Source organism: Nostoc sp. (genome assembly GCF_036917155.1).
Classification (GTDB): Bacteria; Cyanobacteriota; Cyanobacteriia; order Cyanobacteriales; family Nostocaceae; genus Nostoc.
In genome coordinates this window covers 1-23825 of sequence record NZ_JBALDZ010000113.1, presented here as the reverse complement: position 1 = coordinate 23825, position 23825 = coordinate 1, and the positions used below count along the sequence as shown (strand labels likewise).

The window sequence follows — 23825 nt, the reverse complement described above, 5'->3', positions numbered from 1 at the left end:
TGCTCTCTCGAATTTGACGAAAGATGAAATATAACAGCATTGATGAACTCTTCAGAAATAATCAGGCTTGGGTTGCCGAGAAACTAGCTATAGACCCAACTTACTTTGAAGAATTATCTAACGGACAAACACCACCTTTTCTATACATTGGGTGTTCTGATAGTCGTCTGGCATTAACAAGCTTTACCCGTACAGAACCAGGAGAGTTATTTGTACATCGTAATATTGCCAATCAAGTTTCTCTGACGGACATAAACTTTTTAGCCGTTTTAGAATACGCAATTTTACATCTGAAAGTGGAACACGTGATCGTTTGTGGTCACTATGATTGTGGAGGAATTAAGGCTGCTTTAGAAGGAAGAACCATCGGAATTCTTGATAACTGGGTAAATCCGATTCGGGAACTGTATTTAGAGAAACAAGAAGAAATTGATGCCTTGCCAACAAGAGAAGAACGTCTGAATCGTTTGGCGGAAATCAATGTTGTGGCACAAGTGAAGAATCTTTACCAAACTTCCATCATGCGTCAGGTACTCCATCAGCGAAAAGCACCTATGGTTCACGGCTGGGTACTAAATATACGCACTGGGTTAATCAAAGATTTGAACGTATCAACTGTGCAATGGCAATTGCACATCTGTCCCTTGCTTCTAGAGTTTAGACTGTATGCGATGTTAAAGAATGAGAGCTAATTCAGCATTTCCCGCCACAAAAAAGCCTAAATTTGAAACTTGATAAATACTATTTTTACAACTTTTATTTAGATATTGGATTTTATTAGGTAGTAAATATAGGGTTTGAGACGCGCTAGCCCTGATAAAACAATACAGTTCAGAATGAGCACAAAACCCTTGTAGAGACGGCGATTTATCGCGTCTCGGAAACCCAAAATTATTGCCGGTAGCTCTTAACCCAAGCGTATTGAACTATAAAATAGTTAATCTCATAACCTTTTTTATAGAGGCAATTCATGAATTGCCTCTACACCAACCGACATTCCTCAGAATCAGTAAAGCCAATATTGGTACACTCAACCTATCTTTTACAAAGAATTATTTTTTAGCAATTATCCACACTGCATGAATAATCCCAGGAATGTAACCAAAAAGCGTCAAAAGTATGTTAATCCAAAAATCTATCCCAAAACCTACTTGTAAAAAAACTCCCAAAGGCGGCAGGAAAATGGCACACAGAATCCGAACTAAATCCATTTAAACCTCCTGTTCATCTCACAAAAAACAGCTTGTTGGCAAAGTAATTTACCACTTTTCAAGCATACTTGTACCCTTCAAAGATAACATTCTCTCTGTTAATCTAGGTCATGCTTAAGATGCGGGAAACCGCACTTAACATTAGCCACCGCTAATTTTGGCTTTGTAACCTAGCTTGGTCAAAATCTCGACAATTTTCTGCTTGTGTTCGCCCTGAATTTCAATTTCGTTATCTTTAACTGTCCCACCAGTGCCACACTGGGTTTTCAACTGCTTCACCAAATCTGCCAAGGTTTCCGGTTTGACTTGAAAACCACTAACCACTGTGACGGTTTTCCCTTTGCGTCCTTTGCGGGAAGCTTGTACTTTAAGATTTTGTTGTTGTGGGGGCAGTTCTGGAATTGGTCTTTCTGTGGCGGCTGAGTTGTCATTGCCAAATTCGCGGTAGACAAAGCCTTTGTCGGAAGATTTGGGATTGGAAGAAGACATAAAAATGAATGTTTAAGAAAAATTTCAAAGGCAGTGGAAACTTCTACGTAACCATTCTGCTGGGATGTCAATTTCTAGGCTAACATCACAAATCCATTGCAAGGGATTCAAAGTAATTGGGCATTGGGCATATCTGGGGAATGCCCCATTCTCCAGATATGCCCCAGACTTTCTATAATAATTAAGTCATTCCCGTCATCAAAAACAGCCTGTGACTACCACTCCCCTATCTCCAAGTTCAATTGCTCAAGTTCCAGATACGCTAGGCCGCTTTGGACGCTTTGGCGGTAAGTATGTACCTGAAACGCTCATGCCTGCCCTTGCTGAGTTAGAAACAGCTTATCAGCAATACCGCAATGACCCCAGTTTTCAAGCAGAACTACAGCAGTTGTTACGGGACTATGTAGGACGTGCGACACCATTGTATTTTGCTGAACGCCTAACTGCTAATTATGCCCGACCCGATCGCACAGGGCCACAAATTTACTTAAAACGTGAAGATTTAAATCATACTGGCGCTCACAAAATCAATAATGCTCTGGGTCAGGTATTGTTGGCAAAACGCATGGGTAAGCAGCGGATTATTGCCGAAACGGGTGCGGGACAACATGGAGTTGCTACTGCTACGGTTTGCGCTCGTTTTGGGCTGGAATGCGTAATCTACATGGGCGTTCAGGATATGGAACGCCAAGCTTTAAATGTGTTCAGAATGCGGCTGATGGGGGCAGAAGTGCGTCCGGTAGAGGCGGGAACCGGAACTTTGAAGGATGCTACTTCTGAAGCAATTCGGGATTGGGTGACAAATGTAGAAAGTACTCACTACATACTAGGTTCAGTTGCAGGACCACATCCTTACCCAATGATGGTACGTGATTTCCATGCAGTTATCGGTGAAGAAACTCGCGCCCAAGCAATAGAAAAGTGGGGTGCATTGCCTGATATTCTCTTAGCTTGTGTGGGTGGTGGTTCCAATGCAATGGGACTATTTTATGAGTTTATTAATGAGTCTTCTATACGATTAATTGGGGTTGAGGCAGCCGGAGAAGGTGTCAATACTCAAAAACACGCAGCAACCTTGACAAAAGGACGAGTTGGTGTATTGCATGGAGCAATGAGCTACCTGCTGCAAGATGAAGATGGGCAAATCATTGAGGCACACTCAATTAGTGCTGGGTTAGATTATCCCGGTGTGGGCCCAGAACATAGTTATTTGAAAGATACTGGTCGCGCCGAATATTATAGTGTGACGGATGCAGAGGCTTTAGAGGCATTCCAGCGATTATCGAAATTGGAAGGGATTATCCCGGCATTAGAAACAGCCCATGCGATCGCCTACCTGGAAACCCTCTGTCCTCAACTAACTGGTAGTCCTCGGATTGTCATTAACTGCTCTGGACGCGGTGATAAAGATGTACAAACAGTAGCCAAGTTATTATATCCAGAGTAAATCTACGTAAAATATTGGGAAAAAAGCAATATATGGATCAACAATTCAAACACGCGATGCTACCGCAACCCACTCACGACGAGTTGGCACGCCAAAACTTTGTGCAAAGTCTGAAAATGCACATTTTCAGGAATATCTCTGCTGGTAATAAGGTAGTTTATGAAAAACTAGGCAAGCCGAGGTTTGAACAAGAACATCAGCGTCCTCCCCAGAATCGTTATGAAATTCGGGAAATAATGCAGCACGAACCCTACTACCGCTGGACTAGTGCCCTCAAGCGCATCAACCAGGAAATGTTATGGGATGCTGTAAATGCCAACGTTGACAGACAACTACCAGAGTTGATTGAACGTGCCAAAGATAAAGGTGGTGAACTGGGTACTTTAACCCTTGACTCAAATTTTGAAATACCTACTCATCAAAAGGCTGTAGACATTCACTGTATGCCTGGAGGATATCACAGTGAATTCACCGCTGATGATGTCACTGCCGGCGCAACCTACGATCGCGGCGTTTATGTTTATGGTCTAGGTTGGTTGGGGCCCCTGAACGATGATATGGGGCTATCTATAGTTCAAAACTACTTACTATCAGAGCATTCTGACTTTCGACCGAGAAAAATCCTTGATATGGGATGTTCTGTCGGCAATAGTACATTACCTTATGTAGATGGTTTCCCAGATGCAGAAGTCCATGCTATAGATGTGGGTGCATCTATGCTGCGTTACGCTCATGCAAGAGCCGAAGCTTTGGGCAAACGGGTACACTTCTCTCAGCAAAATGCCGAACGCACTAACTTCCCCGATGAATCATTTGATTTAGTGGTTTCTCACATTTTGCTGCATGAAATTCCCCCGCCAGCCATCCGTAAAGTTATGCAAGAGTCTTATCGTCTACTGGCTCCTGGCGGCATGATGATCCATGTAGAAGCACCCCTTTATCGTCACATGGATGTTTATACGCAGTTTATTTATGATTGGGAAACCGCTAACAACAACGAACCCTTCTGGAGTGCTGCACGCGATTTGGATTTGGTATCGCTAGTTACTAAGGCTGGTTTTGCAGCAGATAAGATATTCGAGAAATTTGTCCCAAATGGAGCGTGGAAAGCCAAGGTAACGAATGGGCTGTTTAAAAATGGTAACTCAGGCAGCCAAGGCACTTGGTTTGTAGTTGCTGCGACTAAGTAAGTATTGGTAATGGCACTCCTAAGTCGCTAACGTAATTCGTAATTGAGGAAGTCGGATTTTCTCTGGGTTTCCGGCTTTTTTGTGTGTAGTCTTATTTTTGGAGAATTGGTATTAGAATGGCAAAAATAGCTAAGGGTAAACGACCTGTTTACTTAGAAAATCCGCAAACTGATAAATTGTTAGCGATCGTTATGGCTTTGGCTGGCGAGGTATCTGTGCTGCATGAGCGGCTGGACACCATTGAAAGGTTGCTAGAAGTTAAAGGAATTTTATCGGTTACTGAGATTGAAGCTTATGAGCCGGATACGACAGTAACTCAGGAACGGGAACAGTGGCGGGCAGAATATATTGCTAGGGTGTTACGCGTGTTGCAGGAAGAGTTGGAAACCCTTAACCAAAGCTAGTCTTTCAGATGGTAAAATCTAGCATCGATATTGCTGCTCTAGAACAGTCAATTTTCAACCAAATTAATAGCTACAGAGTTTCTCAAGGACTACCAACGCTGACTCGTAATGCTGCCATCGATAATCAAGTTAGGATTCACAGCCAAAACATGGCTAATGGCACAGTTACCTTTGGACATACGGGATTTTCGCAACGGGTTATAGCAATCGGTATTTCTTACAGAGCCGCTAGTGAAAATGTCGCTTTTAATCAGGGATATAGCGATCCTGCCAAAATAGCTGTTCAAGGATGGCTTGAAAGTCCAGGGCATCTTGCCAATATTAGAGGTAATTACGATTGGACAGGAATTGGTGTCGCTAGTAACAGCGGAGGCGAAATCTACTTCACACAAATTTTCCTTCGCTGATCGGTTTGGCAAAATTGAGGTTTTTTCTGAAATTCTCTGTTAATGTAAACTACATCTAATTTGCATATCTCATATTAATTCCTGAAAATTTCAAATTTTCAGCAAAATTAACCGTGATTTTCATGAAGTTGACTATTGAAGTATTGACAATTACAAATAATTGTTTGTGTTCCTTGTAAAGGATGTAGCCAAATTGCCGAAATTCATCAATCCTTAATAGTATTGTGGTGCATATCGTCGCAACAATGAGCTAAAGTATAAGTCTTATATCTCTACACATTACGCAATTCTCCATGTTCCGACAAACTGCTTTTGGCATCGCTTTAAGTGCGCTTGTCCTTGCTAGTGGATTAACGGCTGTTCCGATACCAAATCATACTTCTACGAATACATCCACCCGTAATAAGCTGTTGTCGCTTTTTTCTAGTCAGGTTGCAATATCGACTCCTACTTTTAAAACTACTGAGCTAGAAAAATCAGTATTTAACCAAATTAATCGATATCGGGCTTCTAAAGGGCTACCAAAGTTGGTCTTAAATGCAAATTTAACTCGACAGGCAAGAATTCATAGTCAAAATATGGCTAAAGGTAAAACCCCGTTTAGTCATCAGGGATTTGAAGGACGAGTCAAGGCTATCCCTATTCGCTACAACAGTGCGGCAGAAAATGTTGCTTTCAATCGGGGATATAGCAACCCTGTAGAGGAAGCTGTTACTGGTTGGATCAAAAGTCCTGGGCATCTAAAGAATTTGAAAGGAAATTACAACCTCACTGGAATCGGCGTTGCTACTAATAATCAAGGTGAAGTCTACCTGACACAAATGTTTTTTCGCACTAGGTAGATTTAATTTCTGATTTTTCTACACAGTGTTTCAACTTTAATTTGAACATCAATGGCAAATTGGGCATAGTAACCATCAGCACGACATACGGCGCTATGCGCCTGTTCCTCAAGGGTTTTCGGCATATTCCTTATAATAATGTAGTGTCTGACAAGACTTTTGTTTGCTGGACACTACATTATTATTGAAAGATTGATGACATTACAAGATTTTCAGGTGAGCGATCGCGATCTCAGTGACGCAGCCCTTAGCCAGTATTTAGAATCGACAGCGATCGCAGTTGATACAGAGACAATGGGATTATCACCGTTGCGCGATCGCTTGTGTCTCGTCCAACTATGCAATCCAGAAGGGAAAGTTGCTGTAATCCGTATAGCTAAAGGACAAACTGACGCCCCCAACTTAAAAAAACTTTTAGAAGCAGTCAATGTCGTAAAAGTGTTTCACTTTGCTCGATTTGACTTAGCCACTTTGCGAGCCAATCTGGGGATTCAGGTTAGTCCTGTTTTTTGCACTAAAATTGCTAGTAAATTAGCCCGTACTTACACAAATCGCCACGGACTTAAAGATGTGGTGCAAGAGTTAGAGCAAGTGGAACTAGATAAAAGCTCTCAAAGTTCTGATTGGGGTAACGCCGCTAGCTTATCTGAAGCTCAACTAAGTTATGCTGCCAATGATGTGCGCTACTTACTTAGCGTGCAACAGAAGCTAATCGAAATGCTCAAACGAGAAGAACGTTGGCAAGTTGCTCAAGAATGCTTTGAATTTCTACCAACGATAGTTTCCCTAGATTTGTGGCAATTTAAGGATTTGTTTGAACATTGATCAAATAGGGAATGGGGAGTAGGGACAAGAAATTCTTATTGCTTGTCATCCAGGCTAGTAGTCTGTCCCATTAATTCTGATAGGTGAATCAAATTTCAATTTCTCTTCTTTCCTTCTTCCTTTGCGCTCTTTGCGTCCTTCTCCCAAGGGGAGACGCTGCGCGAATGCGGTTCGTTCTCTTAAATCCTCAAATTTAATGGGACAAACCATTAGTGAGATGTCAAATTGAAATTGATAGGTAAGTTTGTATAGCGGTACACCCGTAGGGGCAATTCATGAATTGCCCCTACACCTTGCGATATAATTTTGTACCGCATCTGAGTGGAAACCGCTATAGTAAGCACTTTAGTGCTTACTACAAACCCTCATGCTAGGTTATTTTTTGCCTAAGAGCCAAAGTTGGAATCATCAGTGTCTCTAGGAGTTTTAGATTCATCAAGATTTTCCTTGAGGTTACTGGCTCCCTCTTGAATGCCTTCCTTGAGGTTACTGGCTCCTTCTTGAATACCTTCCTTGAGGTTACTGACTCCCTCTTGAATGCCTTCCTTGAGGTTACTAGCTCCCTCTTGAATATCTTCTTTGAGGTTACTGACTCCCTTCTTAATGGCTTCCGTGGTGCTACTACCACCCTTTTGGAGATTTTCTTGGTGATTTTGTAGCCGGGCTACAACATTGTAATCATCTGCACCTGGGGGAGTTCTTGATTCAACAATCCCTTCTGTTGGGCCACCAATCTCCTTCCATCCGGTAAGACCACCTTTGAGTTGGGAGACATGCTCAAATCCATTAGAACGTAGTTTTTGTGCGGCTTCGGCAGTTTCTTGCTCATTAGCGCCGTAAACGTAAATATCACGGCTTTTATCCAAAGAAGATATTGCACGCTCTACCAATTCATCTATTGGTGTTGGTATCGCCCCCAGAATGTGACCTTGGTTGTAGGTCGTGCGATCGCGCACATCCAATATTGTAAAAGCTGGTTCGCCCCATTCCAGCCGACTCTTCAGGGCATGAGCATCAGATTGTGCTGCTATTGGTGGCTGTGGGGGAATGATGCCGCCTACTAAATTATTTGTCATAATTGTTCCTTGCTGACGATATTAATAGCAATTTAACGGCTCGACATATTTAATTGCTCTTTCGCTGGTATGAATCTCCTCTAACCCTTTCCTCAGATATAGCAATCTGTGCAGAGTTACGAACAAAAATATCCCCGACTTCTTGAAGATGCCTAATGAGTTGAGAAAAATATTAGTTTGAAATGCAAAATATTCAGCTATTAGTATCGGAATTGCGTAACTTTTCAATATCTGCGATCGCTAATAATAATGTCTCCTCAATCTCCTCTCGCACTCTTGAAGTTACATCAGCAGCACTATTAAGGCAATCTACCAACAATTTATTCACATCGTAATATTGTTGAAGCAATTCTTTTTGATGTTCATTGAATTGCCAATTGTAACCAATATTACGATACTTAATCAGTATATCTCTTAATTGTTCACCCCAGACTTTCCCCTTAGCTTGCCACCATTCCCTAAACTTCTCTGGATTGCTGTCTATAGATGGCAGTTGTTTTTTAAGTTTTTGCAACACTTGCTTCAATTTCGGATTAACAACAAGATCAACAGTCTCATCAAAGGCAATGGCAAAGGCATGAGCATGATCGAGGGCATCATTGAGACTATGCTCAAAGGCAAAATCAAGTTCGTTAATACAGGCAATAGTACTAAATAGAAACTCATCAAGAGCAAGATCAGGGTCAAAAGCTATGTTACCAACAAGGGCGTACTCAAGGTCATAACCAGAAGGATAAACAAAGGCGCGATGTGAGCTTTGCTCAACGCAAACCAGGTAAAAAGCACGAACGGCTGCTGCTTTGTATTGGGTAGATACAGAACTAGATTTTTGGTGCAGCCAGGTTAGAAAATACTGTAATCTCTCGTCTTCAGCTACTAGTAAATCAATTTTTTTCTTCATAATCTGTAGAATTTCGTCAGAATTTGGCAACATCCCAACAGTTAATAAAAATACTTCCTGCCAGCGCTTTTCAGTTATATGATTAACCAAATTATTCCAAGTTGGGACTTGAGGAAATTCAACAAATTTTCTAGCTGTAAAATACTTTTGGAGCGTCAAATGAGAAAAGGAGTAAATTTCTTGTGCCCTTTGCACTAATAAACCATTTTGGACTTCAATCTCTTTCAGAACTGCATCTTGAACTAGCTGCAATTGAGTTGCTTCTGAATGAATTCCGGCGAAAGTATCCAGATACTCAGCAATAAGTTGCAGAATCTTTTCTTTCTCAAAAAAGTAATCTCCATGCTCAAAAGTTATAGCTGCAAGTTGATAAAGTAGCTTTTTTTTGCTGACTAGAGTCAAATTATAACCAACGCGATCGCGTTTAATACCTCTAATTTCATCCCATCTGAACATCAAAATGTTCAGTGCTTGTTCATATAACTTCGCTGAGTTTAAGGAGAATCCATCTTTTACTTGGAACACTAGGCAAATCCAATGCAACAGTATTGGAGTAACTGCTAATTCTCGGATATGCTGATTTTCTGGTAGATGCAGCTGATTAATAAATAAATTTCCTATGACTTCCCCATCTTCCCTGGAATTAAAAGCAACTGCAACAAACCAATTTTTGGCAAAAATTTCTACTTGCTCTTGGTCAAAGTCTGCCACCTCAACTTCAATAAATCCCTGAAATCTGTATTTATGGGCAGCAATCCGACAACTAATAACAAACTGATTTCTGTAAAATATCTGAGCCAATCTACGAATTTCTATTGTGACTTTATCTACTTTTTCTACTGGTACTTCATCTAATCCATCTAGCAAAATCAGCAGTTTTCCCTCAGCTAGCAGAATTTTGGTTGATTCTTGTTCAATACTGCAATTGATAAATTCTTGAATGATGTAGTTCAATAGATTCAATTGGCTGTCACTTTTAGCATCTTCAGCAAATTCTTTCATCCTAATAAAAATTGCAATGCGGTTTGGCTGAAACTTGCCTTTGTTACACTCAATCGCTAAATATTGTAAAAATGTGGTTTTACCCGATCCTGGTTTACCCAGCACCATTAGTTTTGAGTGCCGCAATACCACTTCTAAGCCTGGTAATTTTCTGTTACCCTTGTATCCTGGAAGTTGATTAAAATTTGATTCAGATTTGAAGTCTTTCAACAGGTCAGAAATTTCTCGCCATTGCAGGTTAGTTATCTTCTCTAAAACATTAATATCAGTGTAAATATCTATCAGTTGGACTGTCTGGGCAATATCCAATATTTGCAAGGTGCTGCACTGATCTTGAATTTTGTCTTGGCGTTTTTGACGCACTTCCCGCACCAGTGTATCAAGATCAGCACTTTTGAATTGCGTTTTAGGAGTTGTCTCAAATGCCACATCTTCAGGTAAACCAGCAACCTTTTGCCAAGACAACCCTAGCTGTTGGCAAATTTGTACAAAACAAGAGCGGGAAATCGACTCACCTGCAAAAAATTTGGAAACTGGTTGACGTGTAATGCCTAAAGTTGTTGCTAATTTATGCTGACTCCAAGTTTTGTCTGTTAAAGCTGTTTTTGCTGCCCTTATACCTTCTGGTGATGCTCTCAGTCCTTGGCTGATCATAGTCTCAGGCTGAAATTTGTAGTTATGTTGCTTTTTTAAAGTTGTAGTAATTACCGTCGCTTTTGGATGTGTCTTTAGAATATTTGCGGTTACGGAGATAGTTTATGATTATACTTAGACTTAAGTATTAAGCTTTACAGCTATACAAAATAAATTCAAGATCATACAAAAATCATACAACAGTTATACATTTTATCAGCATTATAATGGCTGAAGTTTTTATAAACTTCATGGAAAATTAATTGTACACAAGTACTACAGTAGCGTTCGCACTCAGCAGAGATGCGCGTGAATACACTCTCAACAAAAACACGTAAAGCCAAACTGGCATAACAGCAAATAGCAGAATCCACAATAGGCAGCATTATGGTTATGGTTCCCGCTACTACTCCCAAAATTCTGATTGTTGATGACGACTTCGGTGTGCGAAATCTCGTCTATCGTTTTTTAAGTCGTAAATATCAAATAGAGTCGGCAGCAGATGGTAAGACTGCTTTATCGTTATTTGAGCAATTTAACCCAGCTTTAGTGATTCTGGATTGGAATTTGCCGGATGTTACTGGTTATAGCCTCTGCCAAGAAATGCAGAGTCGTACTAATGTTTTAGTGCTGATACTAACTAGTAGGACTGACGAGGCTGATAAAATTAAAATCTTAAGCGCGGGTGCCGATGACTTCATGACTAAACCATTTAGTCTTGCAGAAGTTGAAGTTAGAGTCGAAGCTCTTTTGAGGCGGATACGCTACATCAACCCTTCCCCAATACAACGCATTATTTTCAAACAGTTAGCAATTAATCCAGAGGGTCGGGAGGTAACACTTAACGATAAACCTCTCGCCTTAACAGCGTTGGAATTTAATATCTTACATTTTCTTGCAAGTCATCCTAATCAAGCTTGGAGTCGCCCACAGCTAATCCAAAAAATCTGGGGTTGCGACTACATAGGAGATGGACGGGTGGTTGATGTACATATTGGTCAATTGCGTAAGAAGATGGAAGTCGATACCAGCGTACCGGAGTTTATTAAAACTGTGCGGGGCTATGGTTACAAGTTTGAAGCACCCGATGATATTACTAATTCGTAATGATGCTCCTTGGACAACTTATGCTTGTTGTCGCACAAGCACCGCACATTTGAATCAAACATTTCCAATGGAGGTTAGCGGACTCGAACCGCTGACATCCTGCTTGCAAAGCAGGCGCTCTACCAACTGAGCTAAACCCCCATAAAATTAAAATAGTAGATAACTTTTATTGTCGTTGCTATTCTAACTTATATTGTGCAATTACCAAAGGGATGAAGCCAGAAAATATCCAAGTTGTCGCAACACTGTATAAATTTGTCAAACTGCCAGATTTTGCCGAGAAACGAGATCCTCTACTATCTTACTGCCAAGGGCAAGGTGTCAAGGGGACGATTTTGCTGGCATTGGAGGGAATTAATGGTACAATTGCTGGTTCGCGTCAGGCCATTGACTCTGTTCTCTGGTTTCTGCGTTCTGACCCTCGTCTAGCAGATATAGAATCCAAAGAGTCCTATACCGAAACCCCACCCTTTGAGCGGATGAAGGTGCGGTTAAAGCAAGAAATTGTGACTTTGGGGTTGCCGGAAATTGACCCAAATGAGCAAGTTGGGATTTATGTCAATCCCCAAGAATGGAATGATTTAATTTCTGACCCAGAAGTAACCGTGATTGACACCCGCAATGATTATGAGGTGAATATCGGTACTTTCCAAGGGGCGGAAAATCCCCAAACTGAATTATTCCGGGAATTTCCCGATTATGTGCTAAATAATCTCGACCCAACTAAACACAAAAAGGTTGCTCTGTTTTGTACAGGGGGCATTCGCTGTGAAAAAGCCTCATCTTTCATGCTTGCCCAAGGTTTTGCAGAAGTCTATCATCTCAAAGGTGGCATTCTGAAGTATTTGGAGGAAGTTCCAGCACAAGAAAGTTTATGGGAAGGGGAATGTTTTGTTTTTGATGAGCGGGTAGCTGTGAGTCATGGGTTAGAGGAAGGGAGTTGTGAGCGCTGCTTCTGTTGTGGGCGTCCGATTTCTGAGGAAGATAAAGCGTCTCCCAAATATGAGCAAGGTATCTCTTGTCCCTATTGTTTCGATAGTCTCACCGAAGAGAAAAGAACGCGTCAGCAGGCAAAATGGCGTCATTACCAAACCCAAATTGGTAACAAAAATCAGGATTTGAGTTGAAGAATAATTCATAATTCAGAAGTTTCCGTCAAGGATAATTCGGAATTTAAAGGCAAAATTACTGTAAATATAGTACCGATTTCAACTTGACTGGTGACACTGATTTGACCCCTATGGGCATCAACGCACCTTTTAACGATTACTAATCCTAATCCAGTACCCTTAATTGATTTAACATTTGATGCTCGGTAGAATGATTCAAAAATTCGAGCTTGGTCTGCTTCAGGAATTCCCATACCTTGATCTTGAATATGGAAAATTGCTGCTTTCTCAATTGGGTCGCATATTAAATCAAACTGAATTTTGCCACCTCTGGGAGAATATTTAAGCGCGTTTGAGAGAAGATTTGCAAACAGGTAATGTAAGAGTACTTCATCCATGACAGCGGACGTATTCTCGCTATGACAGGTAAAAATAATTTCATACACATTGCTTTCAATAATTGAAAAATCTTCAATTAAGTCTAGACAGAATTGCTCTAAATTAAGGGGAGTAGGGTTGTATATGAGTTTTTCTGCTTCCGCTCGACCCATAAACAGCACTTCTTCCATGAGCTTTTCCATAGATTGCACAGCACCTTGAATTCGCTTTAAATAAATGTCTCTTTTTGCATTGGTCAAATTTGCTCCTTGCATTTCTATGAGTTCTACTGCCGTTTGAACAACAGTCAGAGGATTACGAAACTCATGAGATACAGTGGAGATAAACAAGGACTTGAGACGGTTAAGTTCTTGCTCCTTCTGCAATGCTTGCTCTAGCAATTTGGTTTGCCGTCGTTCGCTAAGATCCCAGAAAACAACTACTACACCATTTATCTGGTCAGATCGTCCCTTCAGTGGTGAAGCACTATCACCAATTGGAACTCTTTTGCCGTTTTTTGTAATTAGAGATGTGAACTCCCCTAAATAAACAACCTGTTGCTCGCGCAGCACTTTTGTCACGGGGCTTTCTAATGTAGTCTCTGTCACTTCATCGACAATATGAAAAATTTTCGCTGCCTCATTTCCTAAAGCATCTTTTTGCTGCCAGCCAGTCAGTGCCTCAGCCGCAGGATTCATAAATGTTACTCTTCCCTGCTCATTTGCGGCAATTACAGCATCACTCATTGAGTTTAAAAGGGTTGCTAACTGATCTCGATTCTCCCGTAGTTCGCGTTCTAACTGGTGTTTTAAAAGACCGATTTCGATCGCTATTCTTAAATCTTTTGTAGTAAATGGTTTAACGATGTATCCGAAAGGTTGGGTAATTTTCGCTCTTTCTAAAGTATGCTCATCGCCATAAGCAGTTAAATAAATTACAGGTACATCTAACTGCTCGCGAATCTGAATAGCAGTAGCAATCCCATCCATCTCACCTTTAAGAATAATATCCATTAATACTAGTTCTGGTTGAGTTTCTGATGCTTTAGCAATGGCAACTTTTCCAGATGAGGCGGTACCTGTAACAATGTATCCTAGTTGACTAAGTTGGCTAGCAATAGTTCTAGCCACAATCACTTCATCTTCAACGACTAAAATCCTAGCTTGACCCATTTGATATTTACTAATGCAAAGTTAACTGCGTGAATTTGATTTTGAATACTGTTCCATGATTGCGTTCTAGAGTGATATCGCCTTCCAGTTGTTCTGTAACCAAGTCATGTACTAACGATAGACCCAAAGAATCAGTATTTCTCCAATCTAAATTATCTGGTAAACCAATTCCATTGTCTCGGATAGTCATTTCGATACTATTGCCAGCATTACGTAAAGCAATACTGATTGTGCCTACTTGTTGATCGGGAAAAGCGTGCTTGAGAGCATTGGAGATTAATTCGTTAATCACCAATCCACAGGCAATAGCTTGGTCAACATTCAAACTCAATGGATCTATATCAGTTTCTAAAGCAATTCTATTAGGCCATATTTGATAGGAAATTAGTAAGCTTGCAGCCAAATTGTGGATATAATCAGCAACATCAATTTTTCCAATATTTGCTGAAGTATACAAATTTTTATGAATTAGAGATATTGACTCAATTCGATTTTGACTTTCTCGCAGAACTTTGATGACTTCTGGATCTTTGAGTGTTTGTGACTGAAGCTGTAATAAACTAGAGACAATTTGCAAATTATTTTTAACTCGATGATGAACTTCTTTTAAGAGAACTTCTTTTTCAGCTAAGGCAGCTTTTAACTTGACTTGAGCTTTTTGTCTTTGAACAAGTTCAGTTTGAGCTTGCTCTAAGATGCTAGATTGTTGAATTGCGATCGCTAATTGGACTGTGAGATGATCGAGCAAATCTAATTGATTTTCTTCCCACTCACGAAAACCAGAGCATTGGTGAGCAACCAGTAAACCCCAAAGGTGAGAACCAGGGTTTTGAGAGCCTGCTTCTAGTAAAATAGGCACAACTAAATTTGCTTTCACCTCAAACCGTTCTAACAGGCGAATATGGCAATCAGTTAGTCCAGCTTCATAAATATTAGCGATCGCTCGCTTACCTCCCTGATAATACTCTACTCCTGTATCTGTCTGAAAACACGTATCATGAATCTCTACGCCCAAAGAAACTGTCCATCCATCTTCCACCGATTCCGCCATAATTGTGCCGATCATCTCTGAGTCAAATTGATAAACTACTACTCGATCAACACCAAGTAAATCTCGTACTTCTTGAACTGTTGCATTCAGAATATCTTGAAGATTCAAAGATTGACGAATTCGTTGAGCAACAGTTCGCATCAATTGCTCCCGCTCGGCTTGGGCTTTTAGAGCTAGTTCAGTTTGCTTACGTTCTGTGATATCTTGTCCAATACTGATAATTTGACCATTTAAAAGGTAAACATTAGTCCAAGATGTATCTAGTAAACGACCATCGCGCACCTGAGTTTTAAAGTCACCCCAATTACGTTGTGCAGACTGAATAAAATTAATTACATACTGTCGATATTCAGGATTAGGATATAACACTTCCAAGACATCACGGCTTTGGAAATCTTGAAATTTCCAACCAAGAATATTTTCCCATTCTTGGTTTACCCACTGAAGTTTACCATTAGCATCAAAAAGGGCAATCATTAAAGGTATACTCTCAAAAATTATCCGTAAAAATTCATTTTGCTCTTGGAGTTTTGTCTCAACATTTTTGCGGTCATTAATATCATTAAATACTGTTAAAATTGCTGATTCATTATTAAAGGTTAAATATTGTAATGAAGCGATCGCCCAAAAATTAGTCCCATCTACCCTTTTTAATTGGAGTTCATAATTATGAATAAAACCCTGTTGATTAAGAATCTTTGAAACTGCTTCTAAATCTGCCAAATCATGATATAATTCTAAAAAAGATTTACGATTAACTAAATACTCTGGAGAAAGCCGAAATGTTTGAAGCAATTGTGTATTAGCGTATAATATCAATCCATCAGACACACGCGAAATAGTGAATGGAACAGGAATAGCTTCAGAAATAACTCGAAACCTAGCTTCACTTTCTTGAAGAGTTTTTTCTATTTGTTTGTGTTCTGTGATGTCTCGTATATTAACTAAACGAGCATTATAAGTGCTATAGTCTATTGTCTGTGTGAAAATTTCAACATCAATAATCTGTCCGTCTTTTCGCCGATGTCGCCATTGTTTCGCAAAATGTAAGTTAGAGTGATTTTGTCCTAAATATTCCAGCAAGAGAGAGACATCTTCTGAAGGGCGAATGTCAGTTATTCGCATTTGCGAAAACTCTTCTCGTGAGTAGCCATAATGGAGAACAGCAGCTTCATTTACATCTAAAAATTGCAGATTATTCTCGTCATATACCCACATTGGGTTAGGATTTTTAGAGAAAAGAAGATTAAAACTCTTTTGACTTTCATTCTCAGGAAATAGCATTGGTGATTCTGTGACAAAATTTTTGTTAAATGCCAGATTTAATTTGTTGAAATTTAAAAAATTGAGTTTTTGTAAAATCTGCAAAATAAAAATCGTATTTCTCTTAACGTTTGTAATACAACATTAGATTAGCTAGTACAACACGGCGTAAATAAACCACCCACTCAAAAGAGCCAGAAAGCTTACAAAATAAGCATTCTTTCTTTTGACTTTTGCCTTCTTGTACTAGTACCGATTACCTGTGATGTTCCATAGAACAGGTTGCTTAAGTAACTTGTCTCATCAAGCCTGATATTGTAAAGTTTCACAAAGAATTGCTCTAAAGCATAGACTGAAATTAACCAATGTTTTTACTCTGTGAGATTGTTAAGATATTTATTTTTTCGTAGGAAAAATTTACTCCATTTGAATGAGTACTTGGGGTTGCTTAAGGGTGGGTTTTAAAGAAAAATTATATTCATCATCAGTATTCTTAGCAAACTATGGGCAGTTTTTGCAACCTTATCGATTGAAAAAATGCAAATAGCGCATACTCTTCCGGAGAAGCTACGCACAGCTTCTCGCAAAGAAAAACGCAAAGAATCTTTGTGGACTTTGTGTTATTTGCGGTAGCCTGCGCGATCTTTTATCTAGTCCGTCCCAACGTAGTGATATATAAAACGGCTTCATCAGTAGGAATACCCAAGACTTCATTTACTTGATCGTCAAAGAATCCACCGATGCCACTAACGCCTACATTCAGGTGCATTGCTGCTAAATTCAGGCGTTGCCCCAAATGACCGGCATCCATGTGTAAGTAACGGTAAACGCGATCGCCATATTGTGCGATCGCAGATTTCAAATCGGCTGTATGAAACAATACTGCTGCTGCATCTCGCCCTAATTCTTGTCCTAAACAGAGAAAATGTAACTCTCGGCGAAAGTTTTTAAACCGAATTTGGCGTAATTCTTGGGCTTTCGGTGCATAATAATAACAACCTGCCTCCAATCCTTTGACTCCGCAAACAGCAATGAATGTTTCGATTAAATTTAGATCAAAGTAGTCTGGAGAAATATCTAAACTTTGGTCGATGTAATTTTGTGGCTGGTAAGTGAAATCGAGTAAACTTTTCAATTCATCGAAGTTTAAATCATCACCATTGTAAGCGCGGGTAGAGCGTCGCTTGTACATAGTGATTTCCAGTTCTGACAGCTTTTGTCCCCAATCTATAGGTGCAGTATTGGTGGGAATTTTTAAACAGAAAGGAAAATTGTATTTATCCTCCAAAGATTTTTCTTGTTTAATAGTTGGTAGATTGAGATTGCCAGTTACACCTGATTGGATATGAGTGTGTCGATGGAAATATGTTAGTAGTTCGCCATCGGGGATTTGGGGATAACTAGTTTCGGTAGCGGAAGGTAAAGCAGTACATCCCAATGGTAAATTTTGATTAATATCTAACAAGTCTGCTAGAGGTAAGACAGCGATCGCACCTTCTTGTTGCGGATCAACATAAAGCAGATCGTTGACTGATTGATCAACAAAGCCACCAATTAGATGAGGGCGATAGTCAGTAATCGCACCAGCCAATTCGATATTACCCAACAGGTGTCCCGTATCCAGAAAAATTCGACGGTAAGCTCGATCTTCATAGCGCCACGCAGAACGATAGAAAACCGCAGTCACAATAATTGCTAATTGGGTATTTTCTAAAGAAGGATGCCAGAAACAAGCTGCTTGGAGATTTTGCCAAACATCATTTTCCCAATAATGCATGAGAGAATGAGTCCGACACTGGTAGTTATACAGACCAGGTGGCAATAACGACGTACCACGGGAAACCACATACACCTCAGCAGGGTATAATCCGCCTGCACTGGGAGCAGCACGTAAATACACCGCACTACCCATAGAAGGCATTTTCGCCGTTAATCCATAGCTGCGAAACAACAGCCGCGAAAGTCTTTGCCACCATTGAGCATCCGGGTTATTAGCATAAGCCTCTGGTTTTTCTTGGATATAGGGTTTGAGATCAAAAGTAGAGCCAATTTTGTACTCTTTAAAGGGCACTGGCTGCTTAGTCCAGTCTAACCGCTGACTTTTAGAGGCGAGAGTCTCAGGGTTGTATTTAGTCCGTTCGTGATAATGCTGGGCAATTGATTGGTGTAATTCTGGCATAGTACTTTTAATATCCTTGGGCCATCCTTTTCTTGATCTTGGCATTCATTAGCCTCATTGTTTCGTGTCAATTGGTACAATCCTCAGAGTCATAAAGTGGTATTTGGTAACAATTGGATTGGGGATTGGGGATTAGGGATTGGGGATTGGGGATTAGTTATTCTCCCTTGTCTCCCAGTCCCCACTCCCAAGTTCCAAGTTCCAAGTTCCAAGTTCCAAGTCCCCAGTCCCCAGTCCCCAGTCCCCAGTTCCCAGTCCCATCTTCCGCAGTACCATATAAGCGCAAAACTATCTACGGCTAAATGTGCAATGATGCCTGTACGTCAAACTTTATCAAAGCCTGATATCCAACTTTCTTATTTGGAGTGGAATCAAGGTCAAGAACCTTTATTGCTGTTACATGGCTTAGGCGACCATGCTCTGGTATGGTCTAGTTTAGGAGATTACTTGGCGGCAGACTACCACATCGTTGCGCCAGATATGCGCGGACATGGCCAAAGTACTAAACCAGAAATAGATTATAGCTTTGAGAGTGCGATCGCAGACCTTGAAGCACTCATGGATCATCTTGGATGGAATTTTGCTCACATTGTAAGTCACTCGTGGACAGGCAAATTAGCCGCCATCTGGGCAAGACAAAACCCAAAGCGTTTACGGAGTATAATTCTAGTCGATCCGATTTTCATCTGGAAAATGCCCAGTCTTCTTAGGGTAACTTTTCCAATGTTGTATCGCTTCTTGCCTTTTCTCAAAAGCATGGGTCCCTTTGCCAGTCATGAAGAAGCCGAACAACAAGCACGGCAGTTAAAGCAATATGAAGGATGGAGTTCCTTACAGCAGCAAGTCTTCCAAGCAGGAATAGAACAAAAACCCGATGGGAGTTGGGGCAGCAAATTTACCATAGCCGCCCGCGACGGGATTTTTGAGGCAGTAATGCAAGTGCCCGGTTTTACAATTCCCCTTGACACCCCTGCCCTATTCGTCCAGCCAAAACAAGGACTGAACCGCCAAAATTGGCAAATCCAACCCTACAAAACCTATCTTCAAAACTTACGTATCTGCCAAGTTCCCGGCAATCATTGGCCATTTTTGACACAACCAGAGGCATTTAATCAAACAGTGGCAGCTTTCTTAGCAGAACACAGATAAAAAATCTCATCATTATTGGACGGGATTATCATACACCAACAGAAGAATTAATAGGGGCATTGGGCATGGGGTATGGGGTATGGGGCATTATTAATTCTTCTCACTCCCTCATCTCCCCCATCTCCCTCATCTCCCCCATCTCCCTCATCTCCCTCATCTCCCCCATCTCCCCCATCTCCTCCACTCCCAAATCCCCATTCCCCACTCATGAGCTTTTGTATCAATCCCGTTTGCCCCAAACCAAATCACCCGAATAATCATCAAAACCGTTTTTGTCAAAGTTGTGGTTCCCATCTGGAATTGCTAGGGCGTTATCGGGTGACGTGTCTGTTGAGTGACAAAACAGGTTTTAGTAAAGTTTATGAGGCATACGAAAAAGATACCCCCAAAATTCTCAAGATACTCAAAGAGGATTTATCAGGCGACGCCAAAGCAGTAGAACTATTTCAGCAAGAAGTAACCGTGTTGGGACAATTCCAACATCCCGGCATTCCCAAAGAAGATAGTTACTTCCAGTATCAAACCCGAAATGGTTTAGTACTGCATTGCATCGCAATGGAAAAAATCGATGGCTACAACTTAGAACAGTGGCTAAAGCAGCAGCAAAATAGCCCCATATCCCAAGAACAAGCCATAGACTGGTTAAGACAGTTAATAGAAATTTTGAATGTAGTACATAGCAAACAGTACCTACATCGAGATATTAAGCCATCTAACATCATCATTAGATCCTCCCATGAGAAGAGTTGGGGAAATCTAGTACTGATTGATTTTGGCACTGCCAGTGAAATTACTAAAACCTACCAAGACCAACTTAGCAACGGCGACAAGATGACAGCACTGATGTCATCTGGCTACAGCGCCCCAGAACAAATGAATGGTCAAGCAGTACCGCAATCAGATTTTTTTGCTTTAGGACGCACCTTTGTATTTTTGCTTACAGGATACCATCCTTTAGAAATGTATGATGTCCAGCACAATTTATTACACTGGCAAAATCATGCCATCCATATTTCACCTTTACTATTGAATTTAATTGATTGGCTAACAGCAACTAATATAGAAAAACGCCCTGTTAATGCCCAGGAAATTTTGCATTACCTAGAAGAAATTGAAAGCCAGCTAATAAAAAATAATCCTACAAATACTAATATACGAGAATTTTCTGAGATTGAAAGTTTACCTGTACCGATTAATAACAAATTATTAATTCCAAATAAGCAACCAGAAAAAGTGTCACTAATAGCATTTTTTGCAGCACTGCTATTAGTGTTAGGATTACTGAGTATACTAGCTTTAGCAATGCGAGATTCAGAAGGCTCTGAAGCCTCAAATTATAGACAATATCCAGAAAAAAAAGGTAACATAGATTATTTCTCTTATCAAGAAGGTAGAGATAGTCAGGGAAGGATAGCTGAGTTTAATATAGCAGTCTTATCACCAGAATATAAATGGCTTTTAGATAGTAACTTTCAAATAAAATATAATGATGAAATTATTAGTCTTGACCTTTTAAAATTGAACCTAGAGCAAGAAGGTATAGAAAAAATAATGGAAGCTCCTAGCGAAATCATCTCTGTAGGCACAGCTTCTTGTAAAAGTGATATAGCAGTTCAAGAACGTGTAGCTTTAGAACGTTCTAAGCAAATACAACTTTTAGTGAAAAAAATATTTACTAATACACCAAATGTCAAAAAATATCGCTTATTGAATTTGGGTCAATTTCAGCGAAGTAATTGTCAAACAAGTCAGGATTTAACTGCATATCAGAGAAATGTTGTAATCATTGGCGTCAAAAAAAAATCAGCAGGTGTGATTCTTGACGAGGCGCTACGAAATAGGTTAGAAAAGAAGCCTTTTGCTGATTTTAAGCTAGAAGATTATTCTTTGGGTTCGGCACAGAAGTTTAAGACAATACCGAGCAATCTATAGGAATCATATTTGATTTCTGAAAAAATCTTAGTAGTCTTGTAGTGGCATGGCAAGCAAAAAAATTGTACATTAGATGTAGGTTGGGTGGAGCGGAGCGCAACCCAACATATATCAGGATGTTGGCTTTGGCAAAGCCTCCAACGCCACTTGCTACAACGCTCTTAACCCGCGCAACGCAGTGGCTCCCCAACCTACAATTTTTTTGCAACATATTGGGGTCGATTGATTGGATATGACGGGCTGTAGGGCGTTGGGATAAATAAAGCGAAAACTTTAACACGCAAGTTTAAGGCTTACATAGCGATTTAAGCTAACTTTTTGCTCTGCTGCTCCTATAGCTAGTCTACGATGATGTTCTGGAGATATACGAACTACAAATTTACCACTGTAATTTTTTTCTGAAATGGGTTCTGGAATAGTTTCATTATTTGCTCCCATATCAGCTACTACATCTTTTACTAAGTCTGTAATACCTTCGAGTGCTGTATTACGATTTTTATCGAGAAAAGATAGACTAGGAAATTCAGCGCACAATCCTACAAATTCTTCATCTTCGCTTGACCAAGTAACTTTATAGGTGTAGTGGTCGTAGTTAACCATCTTTCGTTTCCTCAAATTTTTCAATCGCTTCTAATTTTTCAATTGCGTCTATAACCTGCTTAACTTGATAATCCTTAGCTTTTCCATTCTTTTCTTGAATGTTTATACGCGGATCTCCAGACCAGGGCATTTTATAGACACAATGGCTCGTTCCTTGTTGTCTGGGTTCTCCAAAGTAGTGATTGCAAACCTTCATTAAATCGGTAAAGTTTACATTCTTAGGATTTTTCTTTAATTTGGCAACGAGTTTTTCTATTTGTGACATACGTTTTATACCAAGTTGTAGTCAATGAGTAGAACGTGTCTACGAAATGACAGATTAAAAGCAACTTGGTTTTAGCGTTAAATTAATAATAGTATCAATATTGATACTATGTCAAGCATGATGACTATTTTAGTGTCAATGGTTGAAAAATCCTTTCTACATATAGGTTTCAGCCTATTCATTGCCAAATACTCTCTGATGAAAAAGAGAGATTTTGCTTTCTTGTACTTCATTACTCCCGGTTCGCTGATTTTTTTTGGAGTTCGAGAAATTGCCGAAAAACAGAAAATCTAGGTGGAGTAATGGTTTTAGCAATTTCCCTAAATTTACTTTGAACTACCACCCAGCTCTAAAAACTCTATTTTTATGCGATGCCTACGGCGGTAAACTACGCGCAAAGTCAGCACGAGAGCACATTAGTATTACAGGGTGGAACCCCTATTAAATAGTTCAGCTTTTTTCTAACTCAATTTAAAATGGGCGAACCTGGAGCCATAAACTACAACTATAGTCATCTACATTCTCTTATGGCTAAAGCAGCAGATATTAGCACCAAGCGATTAATTAGCCTCGCACCCGAAAATTGGGTAAAATGGGTAACACAGATTCCCGATATTGTATCTGGTGAAATTCTCAACTCTGAATTCCAGTGGATTAGCCGTGAGAGTGATGTATTAGTCCGCGCCACAAGTCCCCAATATGGCGAATTTATCGTACTTAACGAGTTACAATTACGCTACAAACCTGAAATGCCCAAACGGATGCGGGCTTATACAGCACTGGCAGAAGAAAAATACAATTTGCCTACCTATCCGGTACTAGTTAACATCCTCAAAGAAAGTGATGTTGAAATACCCACCAGCTACGAATCGCAATTTGCAGGTTTACAGGCGCGTCAAGACTACCATGTTATTAACCTCTGGGAAGTCGATGTGGAAATTGCTTTTACTCAACCTGTTCCCTGCTTGCTTCCCTTTGTTCCAATTCTCAAGGGAGGTGCAGAAGAATCGACTGTGCAACGGGCATTGCAAATTCTCCGCGCCGATGAGCAATTGAGCCAGTTAGAAACCGTTATGGCTTTTTTTGCTACCTTCGTATTAACCCAAGTTGCGGGTTATCGACTGATCTGTGCTTGTTACCACTCAATTGATGCGATCGCGTGCATCGGTACGTTGGCGCTACGCGCCAACGTA

Annotated in this window: 20 protein-coding genes, 1 tRNA gene and 2 pseudogenes; 12 read left to right on the top strand and 11 right to left on the bottom strand. The window is 40.2% G+C overall.

Annotated elements, in window-relative coordinates:
- Positions 1 to 23 precede the first annotated feature (23 nt).
- A complete protein-coding gene (locus V7K67_RS16015) occupies positions 24 to 692 on the top strand; it encodes a carbonic anhydrase (protein WP_334711958.1) in 669 nt (222 codons plus the stop codon).
- 360 nt (positions 693 to 1052) lie between these two features.
- Here V7K67_RS16015 and V7K67_RS16010 read toward each other — a convergent pair whose 3' ends face one another.
- Positions 1053 to 1211 carry a YqaE/Pmp3 family membrane protein gene (locus V7K67_RS16010; RefSeq protein ID WP_179065728.1) on the bottom strand — a complete coding sequence of 53 codons (159 nt, stop codon included), beginning with the start codon at positions 1209 to 1211 and terminating at the stop codon, positions 1053 to 1055.
- 141 nt (positions 1212 to 1352) lie between these two features.
- Complete coding sequence (locus V7K67_RS16005; RefSeq protein ID WP_334696878.1) at positions 1353 to 1700, bottom strand: translation initiation factor; 348 nt, start codon at positions 1698 to 1700, stop codon at positions 1353 to 1355.
- Positions 1701 to 1911: 211 nt separating this feature from the next.
- Here V7K67_RS16005 and trpB point away from each other — a divergent pair, with 211 nt between their 5' ends.
- The 5 genes and pseudogenes from trpB (at position 1912) to V7K67_RS15980 (ending at position 5990) form a co-directional block, all read left to right on the top strand.
- A complete protein-coding gene (gene trpB, locus V7K67_RS16000) occupies positions 1912 to 3147 on the top strand; it encodes a tryptophan synthase subunit beta (protein WP_334711957.1) in 1236 nt (411 codons plus the stop codon).
- A gap of 32 nt (positions 3148 to 3179) precedes the next feature.
- Positions 3180 to 4337 (top strand): class I SAM-dependent methyltransferase, encoded by a 1158-nt coding sequence (locus V7K67_RS15995; protein WP_335167366.1) that lies wholly within the window; start codon positions 3180 to 3182, stop codon positions 4335 to 4337.
- Positions 4338 to 4453: 116 nt separating this feature from the next.
- Complete coding sequence (locus V7K67_RS15990; RefSeq protein ID WP_335167364.1) at positions 4454 to 4741, top strand: hypothetical protein; 288 nt, start codon at positions 4454 to 4456, stop codon at positions 4739 to 4741.
- A gap of 32 nt (positions 4742 to 4773) precedes the next feature.
- Positions 4774 to 5148: pseudogene (locus tag V7K67_RS15985) on the top strand (CAP domain-containing protein); the annotation flags it as partial.
- A gap of 293 nt (positions 5149 to 5441) precedes the next feature.
- Positions 5442 to 5990, top strand: coding sequence for a CAP domain-containing protein (locus V7K67_RS15980; RefSeq protein WP_335167362.1), 549 nt, complete (start codon positions 5442 to 5444; stop codon positions 5988 to 5990).
- 2 nt (positions 5991 to 5992) lie between these two features.
- On the opposite strand, the gene V7K67_RS15975 is transcribed toward V7K67_RS15980, so the two are convergent.
- Positions 5993 to 6115 (bottom strand): hypothetical protein, encoded by a 123-nt coding sequence (locus tag V7K67_RS15975; RefSeq protein ID WP_334711952.1) that lies wholly within the window; start codon positions 6113 to 6115, stop codon positions 5993 to 5995.
- 70 nt (positions 6116 to 6185) lie between these two features.
- Between V7K67_RS15975 and V7K67_RS15970 the strand changes: the two genes are divergently transcribed.
- Complete coding sequence (locus V7K67_RS15970; RefSeq protein ID WP_334729239.1) at positions 6186 to 6815, top strand: ribonuclease H-like domain-containing protein; 630 nt, start codon at positions 6186 to 6188, stop codon at positions 6813 to 6815.
- A 629-nt stretch (positions 6816 to 7444) separates the two neighbouring features.
- On the opposite strand, the pseudogene V7K67_RS15965 reads toward V7K67_RS15970, so the two are convergent.
- Positions 7445 to 7891 (bottom strand): annotated as a pseudogene (locus V7K67_RS15965) (rhodanese-like domain-containing protein); the annotation flags it as partial.
- A 193-nt stretch (positions 7892 to 8084) separates the two neighbouring features.
- A complete protein-coding gene (locus V7K67_RS15960; RefSeq protein ID WP_334729238.1) occupies positions 8085 to 10448 on the bottom strand; it encodes an NACHT domain-containing protein in 2364 nt (787 codons plus the stop codon).
- A gap of 366 nt (positions 10449 to 10814) precedes the next feature.
- Between V7K67_RS15960 and V7K67_RS15955 the strand changes: the two genes are divergently transcribed.
- Positions 10815 to 11534 (top strand): response regulator transcription factor, encoded by a 720-nt coding sequence (locus tag V7K67_RS15955; RefSeq protein WP_334729237.1) that lies wholly within the window; start codon positions 10815 to 10817, stop codon positions 11532 to 11534.
- Positions 11535 to 11602: 68 nt separating this feature from the next.
- On the opposite strand, the gene V7K67_RS15950 is transcribed toward V7K67_RS15955, so the two are convergent.
- Positions 11603 to 11675 (bottom strand) — tRNA-Ala (locus V7K67_RS15950).
- Positions 11676 to 11746: 71 nt separating this feature from the next.
- On the opposite strand from V7K67_RS15950, the gene trhO reads away from it, so the two are divergent.
- On the top strand, positions 11747 to 12661 hold the full coding sequence (gene trhO, locus V7K67_RS15945; protein WP_334729236.1) for an oxygen-dependent tRNA uridine(34) hydroxylase TrhO: 915 nt from the start codon (positions 11747 to 11749) through the stop codon (positions 12659 to 12661).
- An 8-nt stretch (positions 12662 to 12669) separates the two neighbouring features.
- Here the strand turns inward: trhO and V7K67_RS15940 are convergent, their stop codons facing one another.
- The 3 genes from V7K67_RS15940 to V7K67_RS15930 all read right to left on the bottom strand — a co-directional run bounded on the left by V7K67_RS15940 (position 12670) and on the right by V7K67_RS15930 (position 18686).
- Positions 12670 to 14193, bottom strand: a complete 1524-nt coding sequence (locus tag V7K67_RS15940) for a hybrid sensor histidine kinase/response regulator (RefSeq protein WP_334729235.1) — start codon at positions 14191 to 14193, stop codon at positions 12670 to 12672.
- A gap of 10 nt (positions 14194 to 14203) precedes the next feature.
- Positions 14204 to 16528, bottom strand: a complete 2325-nt coding sequence (locus tag V7K67_RS15935) for a PAS domain S-box protein (protein WP_334729234.1) — start codon at positions 16526 to 16528, stop codon at positions 14204 to 14206.
- A gap of 625 nt (positions 16529 to 17153) precedes the next feature.
- Entirely contained in the window at positions 17154 to 18686 is a 1533-nt protein-coding gene (locus V7K67_RS15930; RefSeq protein WP_335167425.1) for a SagB/ThcOx family dehydrogenase, read from the bottom strand.
- A 312-nt stretch (positions 18687 to 18998) separates the two neighbouring features.
- On the opposite strand from V7K67_RS15930, the gene V7K67_RS15925 reads away from it, so the two are divergent.
- Together V7K67_RS15925 and V7K67_RS15920 are read left to right on the top strand one after the other, a co-directional pair.
- On the top strand, positions 18999 to 19835 hold the full coding sequence (locus V7K67_RS15925; protein WP_334711979.1) for an alpha/beta fold hydrolase: 837 nt from the start codon (positions 18999 to 19001) through the stop codon (positions 19833 to 19835).
- 207 nt (positions 19836 to 20042) lie between these two features.
- The gene (locus V7K67_RS15920) at positions 20043 to 21767 is read left to right on the top strand and encodes a serine/threonine-protein kinase (protein ID WP_335167424.1); all 1725 of its coding nucleotides are present in this window, start codon (positions 20043 to 20045) and stop codon (positions 21765 to 21767) included.
- Between the two features lie 273 nt (positions 21768 to 22040).
- Here V7K67_RS15920 and V7K67_RS15915 read toward each other — a convergent pair whose 3' ends face one another.
- Complete coding sequence (locus V7K67_RS15915; protein ID WP_334729232.1) at positions 22041 to 22367, bottom strand: type II toxin-antitoxin system HicB family antitoxin; 327 nt, start codon at positions 22365 to 22367, stop codon at positions 22041 to 22043.
- Positions 22360 to 22632, bottom strand: a complete 273-nt coding sequence (locus V7K67_RS15910) for a toxin HicA (protein ID WP_334729231.1) — start codon at positions 22630 to 22632, stop codon at positions 22360 to 22362. Before V7K67_RS15910 ends, V7K67_RS15915 begins: the two co-directional genes overlap by 8 nt.
- Positions 22633 to 23159: 527 nt before the next feature.
- Here V7K67_RS15910 and V7K67_RS15905 point away from each other — a divergent pair.
- The coding region (locus V7K67_RS15905; RefSeq protein WP_335167358.1) for an Rpn family recombination-promoting nuclease/putative transposase at positions 23160 to 23825 on the top strand (666 nt) is incomplete at its 3' end.

Bases quoted from the DNA above. Each gene is read 5' to 3' on its own strand.
- V7K67_RS15935 (WP_334729234.1), bottom strand. From the start codon at position 16,528: ATGCTATTTCCTGAGAATGAAAGTCAAAAGAGTTTTAATCTTCTTTTC.
- V7K67_RS15960 (WP_334729238.1), bottom strand. From the start codon at position 10,448: ATGATCAGCCAAGGACTGAGAGCATCACCAGAAGGTATAAGGGCAGCA.
- V7K67_RS15925 (WP_334711979.1), top strand. From the start codon at position 18,999: ATGCCTGTACGTCAAACTTTATCAAAGCCTGATATCCAACTTTCTTAT.
- V7K67_RS16005 (WP_334696878.1), bottom strand. From the start codon at position 1,700: ATGTCTTCTTCCAATCCCAAATCTTCCGACAAAGGCTTTGTCTACCGC.
- trhO (WP_334729236.1), top strand. From the start codon at position 11,747: ATGAAGCCAGAAAATATCCAAGTTGTCGCAACACTGTATAAATTTGTC.
- V7K67_RS15980 (WP_335167362.1), top strand. From the start codon at position 5,442: ATGTTCCGACAAACTGCTTTTGGCATCGCTTTAAGTGCGCTTGTCCTT.
- V7K67_RS16010 (WP_179065728.1), bottom strand. From the start codon at position 1,211: ATGGATTTAGTTCGGATTCTGTGTGCCATTTTCCTGCCGCCTTTGGGA.
- V7K67_RS16015 (WP_334711958.1), top strand. From the start codon at position 24: ATGAAATATAACAGCATTGATGAACTCTTCAGAAATAATCAGGCTTGG.
- V7K67_RS15990 (WP_335167364.1), top strand. From the start codon at position 4,454: ATGGCAAAAATAGCTAAGGGTAAACGACCTGTTTACTTAGAAAATCCG.
- V7K67_RS15970 (WP_334729239.1), top strand. From the start codon at position 6,186: ATGACATTACAAGATTTTCAGGTGAGCGATCGCGATCTCAGTGACGCA.
- V7K67_RS15910 (WP_334729231.1), bottom strand. From the start codon at position 22,632: ATGTCACAAATAGAAAAACTCGTTGCCAAATTAAAGAAAAATCCTAAG.
- V7K67_RS15930 (WP_335167425.1), bottom strand. From the start codon at position 18,686: ATGCCAGAATTACACCAATCAATTGCCCAGCATTATCACGAACGGACT.
- V7K67_RS15995 (WP_335167366.1), top strand. From the start codon at position 3,180: ATGGATCAACAATTCAAACACGCGATGCTACCGCAACCCACTCACGAC.
- V7K67_RS15975 (WP_334711952.1), bottom strand. From the start codon at position 6,115: ATGCCGAAAACCCTTGAGGAACAGGCGCATAGCGCCGTATGTCGTGCT.
- V7K67_RS15915 (WP_334729232.1), bottom strand. From the start codon at position 22,367: ATGGTTAACTACGACCACTACACCTATAAAGTTACTTGGTCAAGCGAA.
- V7K67_RS15955 (WP_334729237.1), top strand. From the start codon at position 10,815: ATGGTTATGGTTCCCGCTACTACTCCCAAAATTCTGATTGTTGATGAC.
- V7K67_RS15920 (WP_335167424.1), top strand. From the start codon at position 20,043: ATGAGCTTTTGTATCAATCCCGTTTGCCCCAAACCAAATCACCCGAAT.
- V7K67_RS15940 (WP_334729235.1), bottom strand. From the start codon at position 14,193: ATGGGTCAAGCTAGGATTTTAGTCGTTGAAGATGAAGTGATTGTGGCT.